This window comes from Oceanicola sp. 22II-s10i, from assembly GCF_002210105.1.
Classification (GTDB): domain Bacteria; phylum Pseudomonadota; class Alphaproteobacteria; order Rhodobacterales; family Rhodobacteraceae; genus Pseudooceanicola.
Window position 1 is genome coordinate 31,322 of record NZ_AQQU01000016.1, and the last position, 18,337, is coordinate 49,658.

Annotated in this window: 19 protein-coding genes and 1 pseudogene; 10 read left to right on the forward strand and 10 right to left on the reverse strand. The window is 60.0% G+C overall.

From position 1 onward, the window contains the following. The first annotated feature begins 124 nt into the window (after window positions 1-124). Window positions 125-409, forward strand: coding sequence for a hypothetical protein (locus ATO6_RS22625; protein WP_028095377.1), 285 nt, complete (start codon window positions 125-127; stop codon window positions 407-409). Window positions 410-456: 47 nt separating this feature from the next. On the opposite strand, the gene ATO6_RS22630 is transcribed toward ATO6_RS22625, so the two are convergent. The 5 genes from ATO6_RS22630 to ATO6_RS22650 all read right to left on the reverse strand — a co-directional run bounded on the left by ATO6_RS22630 (window position 457) and on the right by ATO6_RS22650 (window position 4,811). Continuing rightward, window positions 457-1,119 carry a L,D-transpeptidase gene (locus tag ATO6_RS22630; RefSeq protein WP_009503854.1) on the reverse strand — a complete coding sequence of 221 codons (663 nt, stop codon included), beginning with the start codon at window positions 1,117-1,119 and terminating at the stop codon, window positions 457-459. Between the two features lie 291 nt (window positions 1,120-1,410). Beyond that, entirely contained in the window at window positions 1,411-1,938 is a 528-nt protein-coding gene (locus ATO6_RS22635) for a cytochrome c (protein WP_028095378.1), read from the reverse strand. Then, the gene (locus tag ATO6_RS22640) at window positions 1,925-2,419 is read right to left on the reverse strand and encodes a DUF411 domain-containing protein (protein ID WP_028095379.1); all 495 of its coding nucleotides are present in this window, start codon (window positions 2,417-2,419) and stop codon (window positions 1,925-1,927) included. The genes ATO6_RS22635 and ATO6_RS22640 overlap by 14 nt, the downstream gene beginning before the upstream one ends. Continuing rightward, window positions 2,419-3,348: an exo-alpha-sialidase gene (locus tag ATO6_RS22645; RefSeq protein ID WP_223870725.1), complete on the reverse strand. Its 930-nt coding sequence runs from the start codon at window positions 3,346-3,348 to the stop codon at window positions 2,419-2,421. The genes ATO6_RS22640 and ATO6_RS22645 overlap by 1 nt, the downstream gene beginning before the upstream one ends. Before the next feature lie 17 nt (window positions 3,349-3,365). Beyond that, complete coding sequence (locus ATO6_RS22650; RefSeq protein ID WP_054540800.1) at window positions 3,366-4,811, reverse strand: multicopper oxidase family protein; 1,446 nt, start codon at window positions 4,809-4,811, stop codon at window positions 3,366-3,368. Between the two features lie 161 nt (window positions 4,812-4,972). On the opposite strand from ATO6_RS22650, the gene ATO6_RS25220 reads away from it, so the two are divergent. Further along, a complete protein-coding gene (locus ATO6_RS25220; RefSeq protein WP_176441066.1) occupies window positions 4,973-5,422 on the forward strand; it encodes a hypothetical protein in 450 nt (149 codons plus the stop codon). Here ATO6_RS25220 and mntR read toward each other — a convergent pair. Continuing rightward, window positions 5,417-5,869 carry a manganese-binding transcriptional regulator MntR gene (gene mntR / locus ATO6_RS22660; RefSeq protein WP_054540798.1) on the reverse strand — a complete coding sequence of 151 codons (453 nt, stop codon included), beginning with the start codon at window positions 5,867-5,869 and terminating at the stop codon, window positions 5,417-5,419. The two genes, ATO6_RS25220 and mntR, sit on opposite strands and share 6 nt — an antisense overlap. Before the next feature lie 116 nt (window positions 5,870-5,985). On the opposite strand from mntR, the gene ATO6_RS22665 reads away from it, so the two are divergent. Together ATO6_RS22665 and ATO6_RS22670 are read left to right on the forward strand one after the other, a co-directional pair. After that, the gene (locus tag ATO6_RS22665; RefSeq protein WP_223870724.1) at window positions 5,986-7,194 is read left to right on the forward strand and encodes a multicopper oxidase domain-containing protein; all 1,209 of its coding nucleotides are present in this window, start codon (window positions 5,986-5,988) and stop codon (window positions 7,192-7,194) included. Beyond that, window positions 7,191-8,372, forward strand: a complete 1,182-nt coding sequence (locus tag ATO6_RS22670) for a ZIP family metal transporter (RefSeq protein ID WP_054540797.1) — start codon at window positions 7,191-7,193, stop codon at window positions 8,370-8,372. The genes ATO6_RS22665 and ATO6_RS22670 overlap by 4 nt, the downstream gene beginning before the upstream one ends. A 327-nt stretch (window positions 8,373-8,699) precedes the next feature. Here the strand turns inward: ATO6_RS22670 and ATO6_RS22675 are convergent, their stop codons facing one another. Continuing rightward, window positions 8,700-9,779 (reverse strand): hypothetical protein, encoded by a 1,080-nt coding sequence (locus ATO6_RS22675; protein WP_009503863.1) that lies wholly within the window; start codon window positions 9,777-9,779, stop codon window positions 8,700-8,702. A gap of 226 nt (window positions 9,780-10,005) precedes the next feature. Between ATO6_RS22675 and ATO6_RS22680 the strand changes: the two genes are divergently transcribed. Beyond that, a complete protein-coding gene (locus ATO6_RS22680; protein WP_088626263.1) occupies window positions 10,006-10,899 on the forward strand; it encodes a recombinase family protein in 894 nt (297 codons plus the stop codon). A 60-nt stretch (window positions 10,900-10,959) separates the two neighbouring features. On the opposite strand, the gene ATO6_RS22685 is transcribed toward ATO6_RS22680, so the two are convergent. Both ATO6_RS22685 and ATO6_RS22690 read right to left on the reverse strand, forming a co-directional pair. Then, complete coding sequence (locus ATO6_RS22685; RefSeq protein WP_088626264.1) at window positions 10,960-11,355, reverse strand: PIN domain-containing protein; 396 nt, start codon at window positions 11,353-11,355, stop codon at window positions 10,960-10,962. Next, entirely contained in the window at window positions 11,345-11,572 is a 228-nt protein-coding gene (locus tag ATO6_RS22690; protein ID WP_088626265.1) for an AbrB/MazE/SpoVT family DNA-binding domain-containing protein, read from the reverse strand. Before ATO6_RS22690 ends, ATO6_RS22685 begins: the two co-directional genes overlap by 11 nt. Window positions 11,573-11,808: 236 nt before the next feature. Between ATO6_RS22690 and repA the strand changes: the two genes are divergently transcribed. From repA to repC, 3 genes are all read left to right on the forward strand, one after another. Next, on the forward strand, window positions 11,809-12,996 hold the full coding sequence (gene repA, locus ATO6_RS22695) for a plasmid partitioning protein RepA (protein ID WP_088626266.1): 1,188 nt from the start codon (window positions 11,809-11,811) through the stop codon (window positions 12,994-12,996). Then, window positions 12,993-14,009, forward strand: coding sequence for a plasmid partitioning protein RepB (gene repB, locus ATO6_RS22700; RefSeq protein WP_088626271.1), 1,017 nt, complete (start codon window positions 12,993-12,995; stop codon window positions 14,007-14,009). The genes repA and repB overlap by 4 nt, the downstream gene beginning before the upstream one ends. Before the next feature lie 177 nt (window positions 14,010-14,186). Next, complete coding sequence (gene repC, locus ATO6_RS22705) at window positions 14,187-15,407, forward strand: plasmid replication protein RepC (protein WP_088626267.1); 1,221 nt, start codon at window positions 14,187-14,189, stop codon at window positions 15,405-15,407. Between the two features lie 136 nt (window positions 15,408-15,543). On the opposite strand, the gene ATO6_RS22710 is transcribed toward repC, so the two are convergent. Continuing rightward, a complete protein-coding gene (locus ATO6_RS22710; RefSeq protein WP_088626268.1) occupies window positions 15,544-16,746 on the reverse strand; it encodes a Fic family protein in 1,203 nt (400 codons plus the stop codon). Window positions 16,747-17,039: 293 nt separating this feature from the next. Here ATO6_RS22710 and ATO6_RS22715 point away from each other — a divergent pair, with 293 nt between their 5' ends. Further along, window positions 17,040-17,510 carry a hypothetical protein gene (locus ATO6_RS22715; protein ID WP_254919247.1) on the forward strand — a complete coding sequence of 157 codons (471 nt, stop codon included), beginning with the start codon at window positions 17,040-17,042 and terminating at the stop codon, window positions 17,508-17,510. Between the two features lie 40 nt (window positions 17,511-17,550). Further along, a pseudogene (locus tag ATO6_RS22720) lies at window positions 17,551-18,282 on the forward strand (ArdC family protein); the annotation flags it as partial. Window positions 18,283-18,337: the final 55 nt, after the last annotated feature.

Here is an 18,337-nt window from a genome sequence, read left to right on the forward strand (position 1 = left end):
TTCAAGAGCAAAATACGGTGGTATTTCAGTTTGTTTTATTGCTAGAGGATGCGGCGACCGGCTCCATCACGCCTTGAGGCATGAACAGCCGCTGCAAAGAAAAACAGTCACGAAAGGAAGCTTGATGCGGGTTTTGATGCTGAAGCAAAAAATGATGGTTGCAGTGGTGCTGTCGCTTACGGCCGGATGCGCAGTCCAGCCGACTGGGCCAGGCGACGCGGCAGACCAGCGGGGCAACGTTCCCGAAGCCGTGATTGCAATGGCTGCCCCGGATCAGGATGTTGCAACCGCGCGCTTGGTGCCCGAGGACGGGTGCTACTGGTACGAACACAGCGGCCCCGTTGAAACGACCTTGCTGCCGCTGCGCACGGCGAACGGCAACCCTATCTGCGTCGCGCGGGAAGTGTGACGACGACCCGCACGTCACATCAATGCGCTGAGAGCTAATTACCTCATTCAACTTCTCGCGGTAACGCTGTCCTCAGCCGAATAAAGATGTGCTGTCGATCCGATCTCGACGTTCGGATAAAGCTCGTTGATGTGTGCCATAACCATCCGCACGCAACCCGAACTCGCACGACCGCCGATGCTTCTCGGATAGGGTGTGCCGTGTATCCGAAGATAGGTGTCGCGATCACCGACATAGAGATAGAGCGCCCGCGATCCCAAGGCGTTTTGAGGCCCGGGTTCCATCCCGTCGGCCCATCTTGCGTTTTCGGGATCCCGCTCGATCATATTCTGTGTCGGCGTCCAGTGCGGCCACCTGACCTTGCGCTTGATGTTATAAACACCTGGCTCGTAGAGGTTGCCCCGCGCGATCGCCACGCCGTAGCGCATCGCGGTTCCACCCTCCTCAATGTGGTAGAGATACCGCGCGACCGCATCGACATGGATGTCTCCCGGCACGAGGCCGTCCTTCGCGTCCACACGCTGAGGCAAGAAACGTGGGTGTAGTCCCCAAGGGTTTGACGTGGCCGGATCGAAGCCGGGCGGGCTGACTTGCGCGTCCCATTCAGCCTTCTGCGCCTCGGTGGGCCAGCTATCGGCAAACACAGGGTTGGCCACAGTCGCCGAAAAGAGCGCTGTTGTCGTTTGAATGAAGTGTCGTCTTGTCAGCATGTCGTACCCTTTCGGTTCCCACCGGCGATCAATGGCAAGAACGATATACATTCTCGTCGACTAGATAGGACTTCTAGTGGCTAGAGGTTCAAGGGCAAATTTTCGTGAACGCATGCACGCGACCCTGGTAGCACATGCTTGCCTTGCGGTCGGGTTAACGGCCAACCAGGTCAGGTCCGAATTAGCGTGGTAAAGCGGGAGTCGGGGGGCGGAGTAGGACAGATTTGCCGAATTGGTCCCCCGGTGGATCGGCTTTGGTCGAAAGATACTATCCTGACACCCTGTCGAACTTCACCCGCCCGTGTCATTGGCCGAAACTTCGGCTTGGAACTCACGTTGTCGCTCAGGCCAGGTGCTCTTGATGTAGACGAGGATCGCCTCGATCTCTGCGTCTGTCAGATCCTCTCCGAAGGCCGGCATGTCGCTCTCGTATCCCGGCACGACGGCACCGACCCCGCCTTTAGTGATCTGAAAAAGCATGCGGTCTGAATGGTGCCAGGTGTGGCCTGTGTCATCATGCGGCGGGGCCGGCATTCTTCCGGTGTCAAGACGACGACGCCAATCGGGCTGGCCTTCAAGGTTCGCACCATGGCAACTGGCGCAGTTGTCCGCATAAAGCTGTTGCCCTGCCGTGACCTCGGATGCAAGCACGGGCTCTCCCAAGAACGTCAGTCCCTCGACACGCGGGTCCACCGGTTCCGATTGGGCCAGCACCACAACGCCGGTGGTCGCGAGCGTGGACACTAGGGCAGCGAGGTGCACTGACCGCCTGACCGTACCCTTCGCCAGTCGGTTTTTCGGCCCCTTATTCATCGGCATAGATTGAGATTCCTTCCGGGCCAAAGGCGTAGGTCCTTAGCGTGCCTGACTTGACCGCAGCCATCCCGGGTGCATTCGCGGGCATTCCCGGCAAGGTGATACCCGTTATCGCCGGACGGGTTTCCAGCAGCCGCTCGATGATGTCGACGGGGACGAGACCGCTGACATAGTAGCCGTCGATTTCGGCCAAGTGGCAGCCGATGCCCTGGGCGGGCACACCGACTTCGACCGAGCGTTTGTCGAAGTCGCGGTCATCCACACGCGTTACGGTAAAGCCGTGTTCTTCGAGATAATCCCCATAGGCATCACAGCAGCCGCAGCCCGGATCGCGCCAGATGGTGATCTGCCTTTCGCTGCCCGTCAGACCGGGCGCCACATCGCCTGTCGCTTGCGCCCAAGCCGATGTGGTCAGGCCCACCATTCCGACAATGCCGCTGCCAATCAGACCAAGCGCGTTTCTTCTCTGCATCATTTTCTCCATCATAGTTCTCCTGTTTCGATCCAGGTTGCGCCGCCGTCACGGCTGAATTTCAAGATGCCGCCCAACAGGGCAGCGATGTAGGTCTCGTCTCTTGGATGAACCGCAACAGCGGTCGCAGCTTTGCTGGCCCGCTTTTGCCAGATGACTCCGCCGTCCTGCGATGCCCAGAGGCCCGAACGCAGAGCGGCATACATCACTTCCGGCGCCGAGGGGGCACTGGCCAGCGACAGGATCGGTTGACCGCCTGGCAATGGCGCTTCGGACGGTGGGGCTTCACCCGCAACCAATGCGTCCATCGCGTTGCCTGGCTGCACGTCCTGCCAGCGACAAAAGCAATCGGGCACCCGCGCAAGGCCAACCTCGGTGCCCGCATAGATCCAGATCCCGCCCATGCCGGTTTCAAGCTCGACCGAAGCCAGAGCAAGAGGTTCGCGCTCTGCGTCGTCGAGCCAGGGGCGGTCCATGGCGAGCGACCAGGTTGCGCCGGCGTCCTCGCTCTTCCACAATCCGTCGCCGCGAACCGAGGCATAGATCATGTCCGAGTTCCGCGAGGCGATGGCAACGGCATTGATCTCTCCGTCAGGCAGCCCAGCGTCGCTGACGCGCCACGAAGCGCCCCCATCTTCGGAAGTGCTGACACCGCCCACGGCGAGCCCCGCAACCACACGGCCGGGCCGGTCGCGATGGGTCGCCAGCGACAGCACGTTCCCCGGTGTCTCTGCCGCGGTCCAAGTCCGGCCGTCATCGTCACTGACGAACAGCCCTCCTCTCGCCAGCAGAATGGTATCGCCATCAAAGGCAAGTGCCGCTGGATCACCATCGCTCGCCGCGAGTGCGAACCCCGGCAACATCGAAGCGACGCCGATACTGAGTGCCGCGGTGAGTACCTTGCGCCGGTTTGGCCGACATCCAATCTCAATCGACTTCAATCTGCATGCTCCTCTGCTCATGCGACGCGGATCACGCCCATCATCCCGGCCGCCTGGTGCTCAAGGATGTGGCAATGGAACATCCAGTCTCCGGGATTGTCGGCGACCAGGGCGATTTCGACCTGCTCGCGCGGCGCGATCAGCACGGTGTCCTGCCATTCACGGAATTCGGTCGGCACGCCATCGCGGCTGATGACGCGGAAGGAGTGGCCGTGCAGGTGGATCGGATGGTCGAAGGCAGTGGCGTTCGTCATTTGGAGGATATGGCTCGCGTCGCGCTCCAATGTCAGGAAGGGATCGAGCATGTGCCCTTCGGCCGCGACGCCATTGACGAACCACATGCCGCCACCCACAACGCCACCCATCATTCCGCCCATCATGCTGCCGGACTGGCTCGGGCCCATCTGGCGCTCGACCATGGCGCCCATCATGCCCCCGGTGAACAGGATTTCGTGACGACGGGCTGCGTTCAGATCAGGTTCGATCAGTGGATTGGCTGGAAGGGCAATTTCCCATTCCGGCGGCGTGGCACGCAGGGGCGTTTCGTCAAAGACGACATCCAGCAGGTTAAATTCATTATCGCGATAGGCGCGGTCGACGATTTGAAGCGTGGTTCCCGGGTCGGCAGGGCAATCGAGCATTATGTCGGCACGCATCGCCGGGCCCAGAACCACGACACCGTCAGGCGCGGCGTGCGGGGTGATCGGCTGGCCGTCGAGCGCAATGATGCGCGCGGAAAGGTCGCCGAAGTCGAGCGCGAAGATGCGGGCGTTGGCGGCATTGATCAGCCGCAACCGGATGCGTTCGCCTTGCCGCACCACGAAGACATCGGGAACACGCCCATTTATCGTGACAGTATTGCCCAGACGGCCCGCATGGCTCATGTCCATGGCTGCGCCGAAGTCATCCGCAATCGCCGCGTCCCGCGTCAGCCGCCAGTCGTCAAGCAGCCAGGTGACATCGCGGTCGACCCGCGGCGGGTTGGATTCGTCGATGATGAGTGGTCCGGCCAGCCCACGTCCGACCTGCTCGAAACTGCGCTGGTGGGGGTGATACCAAAAGGTCCCGGCATCGATCGCGTCGAACTCGTAGGTGAAGGTTTCTCCGGGTGCGATCGGCTTCTGCGTCAGGTGTGGAACCCCGTCCATCGCGTTCGGCAGACGAAGTCCGTGCCAATGGACGGTGGTTTCCTCGTCCAGACCGTTTGTGACGACGATGCGCAGCCGATCGCCTTGCCGAACCCGTAGCTCCGGGCCGGGAACCTGACCGTTGAAGCCCCAAACGGGGGTTGCGGGATAAGGTTCTGGGACCAGCCTTGCCTGTCCCGGCGCGGGGCGCAGCGAAAAGCTGCGGATTTGCGGCTCGGCGCGCAGAGGCTTTCCGAAAGCCGCGGCGCCGAAACCCGCCAAGGATGTTGCAAGAAAAGATCGGCGACTGAAACGGGAACTGATTTGGTAGGACATGGATAAACACTCTCTGATTTCACTGTACGCCGCCAAAGCAATTGCTCAGCGACGTTCATGGCCCCGCGCAAACGCCCATTTGGGGGCGTCCGGCACGGAGAAACACACGAAGCGCAATCAAGCGCCGTGTGTCAGATCAGAGGTAGACTCGAGGAGGTTGTTTGGCCGGGGGGCCAGATATTCCGTGCGGAACGTCCATTGGCCGGATTTCATGGGCCGCGGCGGCAGCGATCGGGCTGGTGCCAGCCGGAATCGAAAGAAGAGCGGCCATTCCCGCGGCATTGCACACAAAATCACAGACGGAACCCATCTTACCGTCTTCCAAGCTGCCGCAGGCGTCGCAATCGTCCATCGCCATCATGCCGCTGTCCGTGGAGACCATTGACGAGGCCATGGCAATTGAGCCCGCAGACTGCGCGACCGCGCCGATGGCAAAAGCCACCAGCGAGAGAATGCAGATAAGGCGCGCCCAACGTCTCATGATCTTGATCTACTACCCGCGCGATCCGAATGCCAGCGGCACAAAATCACGTTTCTTGGAACATCCAAAGATTGGCTCGTTCAAATCCTCGGCCAACCGACTTGTTGCAGCGGCAACCACCTGCCTATGACCGCTGGGCAAACGCCGCGAACAGGGCAAGCGTGCGCTCGCTCACATGATGCTCGATCCCTTCGGCATCGCGTTCAGCCGTCTCGGGGTCTAGCCCGAGGCTCAGGAGAAAGCGCAAGACGATCTCGTGGCGGTGCCTGCATTCCTTGGCAAGCGCCCGGCCTTCCTCGGTCAGAAAGACCGAACGGTATTTCGCGCGAGTGATCAGGCCGTCCCGCGCCAGACGGCCAAGGGTTTTGGCGACCGTCGGCGCGGTCACGCCCATCCGGGCCGAAATATCGACCGGTCGGGCTTCGCCGTTCTCGTGGATCAACTCAGCGATCAATTCGACATAGTCTTCCGCCACCTCGCTGCGCCGCGCCTCGCGCACACCGATGAAGGCCTCGGCGCGGGATTCGACCGCACGTGCCTCTGCCTCGGTTGATTCAAGGTTCTCATCATCAATCATGCCGTCACCCTCGCACGATCAGGATTGACTCGTAAAGCCTGAGCGATGATTATTAGCCTATGCTAACTTTTTGCGCCGGGACTTTGGCCTGCGTGTCATCTGAAGGGACAACGTCCATGCCTGTCGATACCAGCAAGCGAGGGCGCGAGGTGTCGTCCGCCGTGGAGACATCGCTGCCCACAGCGCCACCTGGCGTCGTCACGGAGCCAGTTTCGGCGTCGCGACGCGCGTTGTTGGTCGGCGGTCTGGTGGCTGCCGGCGGAGCGGCCGTGGCCGCGAGCCGCGCGCAATCCCAGGCAACGCCCGACCCGATGGCGGGGCATGCTATGCCCGGCGGGGCGGTCGATCCGTATTCGGCCCATGACAGTGGCATGGCGCATGGTAACATGACGATGGTCGGCCAGGTCGACCACGCCCGGAACGGGTTCGACCCGACGGCCATGCTGACCGACTGGGAGACCGGTCGCACCGAAGTTCTGCCGGATGGGCGCACGTTGCGAACGTTCGAGGTGGACGCCATCGACATGGAAATCGAGATCGCTCCCGGCGTGTTCTTCCCCGCCTGGACGTTCGATGGCCGCGTTCCCGGCCCCGCCCTGCGAGCGAAGGAGGGCGAACGGCTACGGATCGTCTTTCGCAACCTTGGTTCACATCCCCATTCCATGCACTTTCACGGCATTCATTCAGCGCGCATGGACGGTGTTCAAGGCGCCGGGCTGATCGATCCGGGCGAGGAGTTCGTTTACGAATTCGATGCCAAGCCCTTCGGCTGCCACCTCTACCATTGCCATGCCCTGCCACTGAAACGGCACATGCACAAGGGCATGTACGGCCTTTTCGTGGTCGATCCGGATCCGGCGCGCCACCCCGAATTTGCGGCCGTTGCGGCGTCGCGTGTGCTGGGCAGCCCGGAAAACGCCGAATGGCAGGAACTGGCGATGGTGATGAACGGCTTTGACACCAATTTCGATGGTGAGAACGAGGTCTATGCCGTAAACACGGTCGGCCAAGCTTACATGAACGCGCCGATCCGGATCGACAAGTCGCGCCCGGTGCGCATCTACCTCATGAACGCGACCGAGTTCGATCCGATCAACTCGTTCCACCTGCATGGGAATTTCTTCGACTATTACGACACCGGCACCCAGCTCACGCCGACCCTGCGCACGGTCGATGTGATCATGCAGTGTCAGGCGCAGCGCGGCATCCTCGAGTTCAGCTTCGCCGATCACGAGGACGGGATGTATATGTTCCATGCGCACCAGGCCGAGTTCACCGAACTTGGCTGGATGGGCTTTTTCGACGTGCGAGAGGCCGGAGCATGACCGATCATATCCAACGCAGCCGCCCGCCAATGACCCGCCTGCTTCTCGTCCTCGTGCCGCTGGCCGTCATGCTGGGGGCTTTCGTGTGGATTGCCTCGCTCGATCCGCTGCGCGGCTTCAACAATGGCGCGCCCCCGGTCGAGGCGTTGACCGTCGAACGGACGATCCTCGATGGGTCGGGGATTTCGCTCAGTGTGCGCGCCGGCGGATCGGAAGCAATGGTGGTCGCGCAGGTCGCAGTGGACGACGCCTACTGGACCTTCACGCAGGAGCCCGCGGGGCCGATTGCCCGCGGCGAAGCGGTCTGGTTGCGAATTCCCTATCCGTGGGTTCTCGGCGAGGCCCATCGCGTCAACCTGCTGACCAACACGGGCGCGACCTTCGGGCATGAGATCGGGGTCGCCGTCTCGACGCCAAGCGCCACCTGGGGGCAACTCCGGCTGCAGGCAGTGATCGGAGCGATCGTCGGCCTATTGCCGGTTGCGCTTGGTCTCATGTTCTTTCCGGCGATGAAGGGCGTCGGGCGAAGCGGGATGAACTTTCTGCTCGCACTGACGGTTGGGTTGCTGGCCTTCCTGCTGATCGACATGACTGCGGAAGCGGTGGAGTTGTCCGGCGATGCGGCGGCGATATTCCAAGGTTCTGCCATGGTCTGGCTGGCGGCGCTTACAAGCTTTCTTCTATTGATGGCTATCGGGCGCTGGCGCGGCAATCCGGAAGGCATCGCGCTTGCGTTCTACATTGCCCTCGGGATCGGGCTTCACAACTTCGGCGAAGGGCTGGCAATCGGCGGCGCATTCGCCGCCGGGTCGGCGGGGCTTGGAACTTTCCTCGTCCTAGGCTTTGCCTTGCACAATGTCACCGAGGGCATAGGCATCGCCGCCCCGATGCTTCGTGCCCGGCCAACGCTTTGGACGTTTGCCGCTCTGACCCTGCTCGCCGGTGGCCCGGCCATCCTCGGAATGTGGGCGGGCAGCCTTGCCTATGCGCCGCAATGGTCGGCACTGGCACTCGCCGTCGGAGCGGGTGCGATCCTGCAAGTCATGGTCGAGGTCAGCGCCTACCTTGTACGTCAAAACGCCGACAGGCAGGCGGCGCTGATGTCACCAGCCGTACTGGTCGGGTTTCTGGGCGGCATCGCCTTCATGTACGCGACGGCGGCATTGATCAAGATCTGAGCGGTGATCGGCTGTTTCGGCTTCATGGGGCGGTCGCCCAGCTCTATAAACTGACCCCGTCTGTCCACGGGTAGATCGCAATTTTCGTGCCCCAGTTTTTGCGCCCAAGAGACTTATTCTTTCGTGATTTCGAAATAAAGAATTTGAGGCTAGAGCGACTAGAGGATCCCACAGATAGGTGAAAACACCGCAAATCCATCTGACTACTATTTCTGAGCCGCACGTCGAAATCGACTGTCTCATATTTTTGGTCTGTCACGATTCTGGTCCTCCGTTGAACTATCAACAAATGTTACGCACCAAAACGAGTGCTTCTTTAGAGGTGTTTCATGGCATCGCCCGCCACATGCGGAAACGCACCTGTTCGGTCACCTCGCGGATTAGACCTTGCGCTTCCATCCAAGCAAGGTTGCGCTGGACGGCGGCGCGGCTGGCACCGGTCAGGGTCTCGGCCATTGGAGCGGAGACGACGGGCCATTCGGTCAGCACCGCGCGCAATGCAGGTGGTGTCTTGCCAGAGAGCGGTGCCATCATGTTGTCCGCCCGCGCTGACCATGCCTGGATATCGTCGAGGTGCCGCATCGCGGTCAGGCATGCTGTTTCCATTCCCTCGAGCCAACGCTGCAAGCGCTCGGCAGGTGGGCCACTGGCGCGCAGCCCCCCTGCCCCGCGCATAGCCAGAGGCGCAAAGATGGCCCCCCCATTCAAATTCGGGCCTTCGCTCGCGGCAATGCGTGCGGCGGTAACCGCCGCTTCCATCCGGTCGTCCTGTTGCCCGAGGCCCGCAAGGTTCCAGAGGTGAAACCCCATGCAGGCGCGTGTAATCGAATGCAGGTGGGCGGCTTGCGCCATCAGGTCAAGCCAACCGACCGCGCGATCCGCAAAGGGCTCGGCTTCATTGGCCATGTTTTCAGGGTCACGGCGATCGAGGAAAGCGGATAAGTCCACCTCTGGACCGGGACCGCCTGTCAGACGGCGCACCGCCCATCCGACACGCGCGAGCGCTGCGGTGTCGTCCTGCACCCCGGACAAGCGCATGGATATCCAAAGCGCCAGCCGATCCGGGCCAATTCGGTCACCCACAAACCAGCTGAGGTCTGCCGCCTCGATCAGGGCGAGCCTGAGCCGCCAGCCTTCCGGGCCACGGTGCAGACGGTCATCCAGCGCGCCAATCCGGCTAGCCACACGGGCAAGACGGGCGGCATTACCTGCCTCTGCCTTCCGCCAATCGTCGAGGACTGCGGTTTCAGGCAGCTCTGCCCTCGGTCTGGGCGGCAGATAATCCGGCTCCACTTCTATTGGACCGGGCAGGAACCACAGGTCGTCCTCGGACGTCTCTTCAATCCCCTCCGCATCAACTAGAGGATCGTCCAATTTACTATACTGCGTAGGTACTTGAGGCTTCATATGTGCAAAATATGGCGCTTTTGCATTTTACCAAAGTGTTTTGTTAGGGTGCGCCTGCACACCCTATATAGCACGCGCGCGCGGTGGTCTGCGATATCTCTCTGATCGCGCTCAGCATATGAAAACCAAGGGGTTTTTGATTTGCAGCACCACAAAGAGCGCCCTTGCCTCTGTTTACAAACGGTCGTTTAGTAACGGTATATGAAATTGCTAACGGCCGATTTTTATGCCCCTGTTAGGCTATGCGCGCGTATCCACAGAGGATCAGACCCCCCTGCCCCAGTCTGAGGCCCTGAAAACTGCGGGATGCGTCGAGATCTTCGAAGAGCACGCCTCAGGCGGCAATCGTGCCCGGCCGGTGCTTGCCCGCTTGCTGGAGCGCATTAGCAAGGGCGACACACTGGTTGTCGTACGGATCGACCGGCTCGCAAGCTCTCTGTCGCACCTTCTCGAGGTGATCGAACGGTTGGAGGCCAAGGGGGCGTTCTTTCGTTCCATTCAGGACCCGATCGACACCGGATCTCCGCAAGGCAAGTTCACGCTGCAGGTTCTGGGCGCCGCGGCCGAGTTTGAGCGGGCGCTGATCCGCGAACGTACCAAGGCGGGGCTGGCGAGTGCCCGTACTAAGGGCCGGGTCGGCGGGAACCCGGGCCTACGCGCCCGCGATCCAGCGGCGCTACGCAAGGTGCGGCTCGCGCGGCAAGACGGCTACATGGAGCGGCTGAACGAGACGGCTCAAGACTGGGTGCCACATGTCCGACGACTTCGACCCGATATGGCCTGGGAAGATGTGCTTCGGATCATCAATGGCCCCCTGCCGTACGACCGCCACTGGACGCAAAGCCGCCTTCTGCGCGCAGTGAAAGCCTATGTGCGCGACGGGTTTCTGCCCAATGAAGTGCTTGGTCGCGCTGGACGACGCGAAACCGACGATCGCCTGCCCGCGATTGTCGCTGGCATCAAGGGCGCGAACCCTGACATCGCGCTCCAGGCGATCTGTGACCGGCTGGAATTCATGCGCGAACGCTCCCCGCGCGGACGCGCCAGCTGGCAGCCGTCGTCCGTGAGGATGCTGCTGGAACGCGCGGAGAAGTTGGGCTTGCTAAAGTGCGCGCAATAAACACAACCTTGCAAATCTTCCAAATCATGGAACGATTGCAAGGTTGCAGCCCATTTCTGGTCAGGTGAATGGATTCACGACGTGTAACTGATTTTCGACCAGCAATCCGTCGTGCATATCTTCGCTCCACAACGTCGTGCATCCAGCAATAAGAGCGGCCGACACAATCATCGCGTCATAGACCGAAAGCTGGTATTTTTCTGCCAACGCTCGGCCCACAAGATGGGTTTGCACGGACAGGTCCTCGACTGGACACAAGGATTGGACCCCTGCGAGAAAAGCGCCGGTCTCCTCCCAACTGAGACCGGCTTTCCTCCGGCAATTGACCATCGCTTCGTTCAGGACCTGCACACTGATCCGCGGCCCTTGCCCCAAGATGTCTTCCGCCCGATCCGCCTTTGGGCCGTCGTCAAGAAGGTAAAGGACGACATTTGTATCCGCGAATTCAGCGTTCATGCGCAACGTCGCGGCTCAGGCGTGCGTCCTTGGATAGCTTTCCGCGAAACCGCCTTAGCCCTTGCAGGACTTCATCGGCGCGAGGTTGGCGCTGGACGAGCAAAGTACCGTCGTCCTTTATCAGATCGATTTGGTCACCTTCTTTGAGGCCTAGTTCGCGCACAAGATCGGCAGGCAGCCGGACTGCGAGCGAATTCCCCCATTTTGCAACTTGCATGTTGTCGTTCCTCCAGCTGGATATACGATCATATATGTATATCATCCTGCCGCAATTGCCAAGATCAGCATGCGACGACGACGGCGAACGGGCTTGTGTTTCGACGGTGAGCTCACACAAGATGTGGAAAAAACTTGCGCGAATCCGACTCTTACGGCAATAGTCACGGAAACGAGGCAAAAAACGTCAATAACCGTGAACACGCCGAAGATGCGTAGCGCGGATGGAGAGGGCAGATGAACAAGACTTTCGTGCACCAGGACCTGAACGCGGTCATCCGCCAGCATTCTGAGTGGCTGGCCAACCAGTTGCATTCACAACGCGAGAGCCTGTTTCCCCCTGACGCCACAAAGGAAATGCGCAAATTCACCTCCGGCGAGGCGGCAGCGCTTCTTGGTGTGAACGATTCATACCTGCGCAAAATCAACCTTGATGGCAAGGGCCCTTCGCCTGAACTGACGGCCGGCAATCGTCGCCTGTATTCCGCGCAGGACATTCAGGCCCTGCGTGTCCTGCTGGAAAAGACCGCGCGCAAGCCTGGAGACTATATCCCCGGACGGCGTGACGGCGATCACCTGCAAGTCATCGGTGTGATGAACTTCAAGGGTGGATCGGGCAAAACGACGACTTCGGCACACCTTGCACAACGGCTGGCCTTGCGCGGTTATCGCGTCCTGGGCATTGATCTTGATCCGCAGGCCTCATTCACGGCGTTACATGGCGTACAGCCCGAATTCGATCTGACAGATGGCGGCACGCTCTATGACGCGATCCGCTATGACGACCCAGACCCGATCCGCGCTGTCATCCGCAAGACCTATATCCCGAACCTCGACCTGATCCCGGGCAATCTGGAACTGATGGAGTTCGAACACGAAACGCCGCGTGCTCTTTCACAAGGCAACGCAGGCCTGTTCTTTTTCCGCGTGAAAGAGGCGTTGGCGCAGGTTGACGGCGATTACGACGTTGTGGTCATCGACTGCCCGCCGCAACTGGGCTTTCTCACCATGTCCGCACTTTCTGCCGCCACCGGCGTGCTGGTCACAATTCATCCGGAAATGCTCGACGTGATGTCGATGTCGCAATTTCTGCGCATGACGGCTGATCTGATGGACGTGATCGCCGAAAGCGGTGCGGACATGTCCCACGACTGGATGCGCTATGCGCTGACACGCTATGAACCTCAGGATGCACCACAAAACCGGATCGTCGCCTTTCTGCGCACCATGTATGGCGATGCGGTGCTCAACTCGCCAATGCTCAAATCCACGGCGATCTCCGACGCAGGTCTGACAAAGCAAACCCTATACGAAGTAGAGCGGAGCGCCTTTACCCGCACGACCTACGATCGCGCCCTTGAAAGCCTGAACGCGCTGAACGACGAAGTCTCTGATCTTATTCAGAAAACGTGGGGGCGGTCATGACGAGTGGCAAGAAAAAACGCATGTCGATGCTCGATAATCTCGCGGCAGCCGGTGGCCCGGGCCCTACCCCTCAGGCTGGCGCCGTAACCCCTATGATGACGTCCAACCGCGCCCTGCGCTCGGCCCGTGATGCGGTCGATTCACATCATGTCTGGGAACTCGACCCGGCCAGTATCGTCGACGACCGAATGGCCGACCGGCTTGATCCGGCGGATGTGCATGATCTGCGCGCCGCAATCGAGGCGAATGGTCAGACCGTACCAATTCTTGTGCGCCGGCACCCGTCAGAGACGGACCGCTATCTGCTCGTCTATGGTCGCCGCCGGCTCGAGGCGATCCGCCAGTCCGACAAGGTCGCCAAGGTGCGCGCACTGGTCGCGAATCTGGATGATGACAGCGCTCTGCGTGCGCAGATTTCCGAAAACATGGCGCGCCGCGATTTATCCTTCATTGAAAAGGCGATTTTTGCGCAAGAACTCGTATCGTCGGGCTTTGGAAATCAATCACAGGTTGCAGAAATTCTGACTGTGACCAAATCTTCGGTGTCCATGGCCATCGCCATCGCCGACATGGTCGGTACAGACCTCATCCGCGCCATCGGTGCTGCACACGGCATCGGCCGACCCCGGTGGGAGGCCATGGGCCGTGCCATCGCGGACAAGGGCCTGGATCGGGGCAGCCTGATCCGCCTTGCTGAGGAAACCCATGGCAAGGCCGATGTGGCCATGGTGATTGATGCCGCACCTGCGACCGACGACCCCTCTGTGCAGGCGTTCGAAGCTGTGTCGAAGGTTGTCACAAGGTTAGTCAAACCGGCCAAGGCCCCCTCCCCTTCTGCTGCATCCAGTCAGCCTCTCAGGATTGGGGGCAAACGTGGCGGCACGCTCAAACGCACCGCCAAAGGGATCTCTATCGAGTTGCAGAATAGTAAGTTTGCCGACTGGGTAGAGTCTGAAGCCGATGATTTGATTGAAGAACTTCACGAACGCTGGAAGCAGCGTTCAGAAGGCTGAGGAAGAGCAGAAACCAAAAACAGGAGGCACGAAAAAGCCAAAGAAAAGGTCCCGCAAAGCGACCGCCCTACGAGACCCTGACTTGTTCTTAGCACTCTCAAGTTAGTCTCGGACGCCGTTTTTCGCAAGTCTTAAGTGATTCGCGGACCGTGATTTCTTTGTCTTCGTGAATGTAAAATGGACTACACCCCCGTAACGCCTTTCAGGCGACCCATAAATGCTGCCATTCTGCACTATCAGGCAGCGGCACAACAGGACCTCCCGCCTTCCGGCGTCAACAAATGGGAAGCACTTCGCGAACTCGCCGCTGCCCGTATCGCCTTCGGCTTGTCCGACCGTGATTTGAGCGTGCTTCAGGCATTGGTCAGTTTCCATCAGGCCACGATCGTTGGCGGGAACCATAGTGAAACTGTCGTGCATCCGTCCAACAAGGCTATTTGTGAGCGCCTGAACGGCATGCCCTGCTCGACCATGCGGCGGCATCTGGCGAACCTGGTGCAAACCGGTTTCGTCGTGCGTCGCGACAGTCCCAATGGCAAGCGTTACGCGCGCCGGTATGGCGACGAAAAGATCGCTTTCGGCTTCGATCTGGCCCCCCTCGCCCAACGCTTCGTCGAAGTGTGCGAAGCCGCAGAGGCTGTCCGTGCTGCTGAGGAGCGCTACAAGCGGCTTAGATCCACAGTAAGCCTCATGCGCCGTGATCTAGCGGGTCTCGTCGACTACGGCCGTTCTCTGCGCCCTGACCGAGCCATCTGGGACCAGGCGTCTGACCTATGCGTCCTGACGGCGCGTGACCTTCGCCGCAAGCTCGACTTTGCAGAGTTGCAGCAGATTGAGTCTGCGTTGTCCGAAGCCCTCAACGCCATTAGGGACCTGTTGGAACCAGTGCGGTCACAAGATATGAGCACCAATGAAGTCACAAATGAGCAGCACTATCAGAATTCAAATAAAGACTCTTATGATTTTGAACCACGCTTAGAAAAAGCGCAGGACGAGGGCCGCGTCTCCGATCCGGCGTCAGCACTGGTTGCAGAGGGTAGGACTGATGAGCCTGTCTCAGTCGACAACAATCTACCTAGAATACCCCTCGGTCTCGTTTTGGCCGCTTGCTCTGAATACCGAATTTATGCTGAACGACCTGTGCGCCACTGGCATGATCTAGTAAGGGTTGCCGATGTAATAAGACCTATGATGGGCGTCTCTCCCTCAGCGTGGGATGAGGCCAAACAGTACATGGGTCCGGAAGAGGCATCGGTGGTCATCTTGGCAATGTTGGAACGCTTCGGCGACATCCGGTCGCCTGGTGGGTATTTGCGGTCGCTGTCTGCAAAGGCTGCGCTCGGTGAATTCTCCTGTGGTCCCATGATCATGGCCCTTATGAGAAAGGACGCTGCATGAAAAGTTCACAGCTGTGAACTGCGTCTTGTTTCGTCGCGCAGAAGAAAGGTTCACAGCTGTGAACTCATTGCTTAGGGGATCCGTCCACTTTCTCCCTTGGGGGCGCTTTCCTGCGCAGAGCGCGGACTAACGAAAATCACACAGTCAGGTCACCATCTCCAAAGAGGTTTGGAAAGAGCCGCTCTCGATAATCCAACGGAAACGCCAACCGAACCGGCGTCTTCGGCGAGGCGGACGTCATGTATCCGGCGGCGGTCAGTTTACTCAGCGTGTTGCGAGCAGTACGCTCGGACGTCTTGAGCACAATCTGCGCATCGCCTCGTTCCAGTGCCCCATGCCGAAGAACCGCCGAGATTAGTTCCGGCGCTCGCTTGTCATCGATGGTATCTGCAACAAGACGACGATACCGTTGGTCAAGTCCGCCGAGATCGAACAATCTTGCTGAGAAGGTGATCTGGTCGAGCGTCACCTTTAGGAACCATTCACTAAACGTCTTCAGTGCCGCTTCTGACAGGTTCCCCCGTCCGTCGCGGTCCCCGCGGCGTGGACTGTCGGCCAGATCCATCATCCGTTTGTACTCGCCCCGATCGGTTAGCCCGCGGGCCAGCCCTCGTGATACGGACCAGAGTCCTTGGCCACCAATCCCCGCTGTGAGGGCCATGGCATGAGACATCAGTCTGCTGACACGGCCGTTACCATCCGGGAAAGGGTGGATGTAGTTGAGCCGGTGATGCGCAGAGGCGATCGCGATGATCCGTCCGCTCGAAGACCGCGCCGCAATCTGAAATCGTTTGTCGAAATGGTCCATGAATGCCGCGACGCGCGACGATGAAGGAGGTAGGTGGCGCCCGACCGCAACTTCCCGATCGTCATCCTGGCGCATGCGTCCCGGAACGATGGGCTCTTGTGTGCCTTCGGGTTGTTCGATGACCCGAAACTCATCCGGCATCTCGTCGTAGAAGCTCTTATGGACCCAAGTCAGGAATTCGACGGATGTGGGGCGGGGCAGGGTGCCCTTGCGATACATCTCGTCGATGGCCCGTTGAACGATGACGTGCGCCCGGGCCTCAAGGGCGAGGGGACGGGTTTCTTCCTCAAGCTCGGCCCCAGCCAGCGCCCTTTCGATGTCGCGGGGGCGCGTGTTGTGTCCTTCGATCAGGTTGGAGTAGTAGCAGTTCATCACACGGACGAGATCGGCAAGTTCGGCTGCGCTGTCAGGATGCAACCCTTGTCCCAGCCCGGTGGCTTCCCTCTGGATGTCGACCGAAAGGTCTGCCAGTTCTGTAGGAATATGCTCCTCGAAGAAGCAGGGTTCGATCCTGGCGGGTGTCTCCAGCATTTTTGCCGATCTTCCATGTTTTCAAAGTAATTGAAAAATAAACACATTTCGTACTTTCAAGCAAGGTTTTGCCGATATGCGTTGCCGATCTTGCCTGCCGATCTGGAATTGCTGCATGAAATCAATGGCTTCGGCAGAAGGGCCGGGCTTTTCGGTTTTGTTGTGTGCCCAAAGGGGCCGAAAAAAGTAAAAGTGTTCTTCGGGTTTTGTGACTGACGGATGAGGGCCTTTGGGGTCCCTCAGATGGGTCCGGGCCGGGTTCCGGTCTGCCGTTCCTGATGAAGGGCATTCCCATGCAAACAGGTGTCTTGCGCGTGTTGCGCGCGACCGCTGCCTCGTGGTGGCGACACAAGGAACTACGCCGAACCGGCCAGACGGGGCAGGCACAACGGCTCGAGCGCGAGACCGTCCTGCGTGATCTCGGCTATCTCAGGCAAGCGGCAGCATTGCCACACGCGCATGCGATTTGCGGAGAGGGTGGGACATTCATCCATCTTGGTTGGACCACCGTTTCAACCTTCGCGCCGATTGAGCGCTTTCCCTTGGCCACTCTTGCGGTCGCACGAGGGACGCCCTTCATCGATATCCGACCTGTCACCGATGTCATCGCCATCGCGAACCTGCCGCGGGTGGCGCGGGACGGATCGGTCGACCCTGAACCCTGGGGCCCCGGCAGTTCTGTATCGCTGCTCACCTACATCGACATGGTCGAAGGGCTCGGCGCGAGGATCCTCAACGATCCGCGGTCCCATCAGACAGCCTGATCACCACTTACTCTCACCAAAACTCGAAAGGACGCCAACCATGGCCCGATCCCGCACGCCCAAATTCGATGCCTCCGAGGCCATCACAAACGAAATCATCCGCATCATCGAGCGCGGCGTCCTGCCGTGGCGCAAGCCCTGGACCGCAGGTGGCAGCTCTCGCCCCTTGCGCGTGGGCGGTGAGCCCTACCAAGGGGTGAACAACTTTCTGCTGACGATGCGGACCGTGATGGCGGGCCACAGCTCTCCTTTCTGGATGACGTTGCCGCAGGCCAATGCCTTGGACGCAAAGGTTCGCAAGGGCGAGAAGTCCTCTGTCGTCGTTTATTACGGTCAAAGCCGGAGGGACGCGGGCGGCGATGAGCATGACCGCAGCGACGGGAATGATCACTCCGAGGAAGCCCGTATCTTCCGCTTCCAGAAATCCTACCGCGTGTTCAATGCCTGCCAGATCGAGGGTCTGCCCGAGAGCTTCTTCCCCGACCCGGAGCTAACGCCCGAGCATCCTCCGTCCGAGCCCATCCCGCACATGCAGGCGTTTTTCGATGCCATCGACATCACCACCGTCTTCACGGGCACGGAGGCGTACTATTTGCCGCCCGTGGACAAGGTCTACATGCCGTCCATCACGCGGTTCCAGGATCCGCGTAATTTCTACGGGGTCTGGGCGCATGAGCTGGCCCATGCCACGAAGGCCCCCCATCGACTGAACCGTGATTTCGGGTTCTCGAAGTTTGGCAACACGTCCTATGCGCGCGAGGAGATCGTCGCGTTATCTTGACAGTCTGCACCGCATGCCACCTTGCCGTAGGATGGGTGACAGGCGT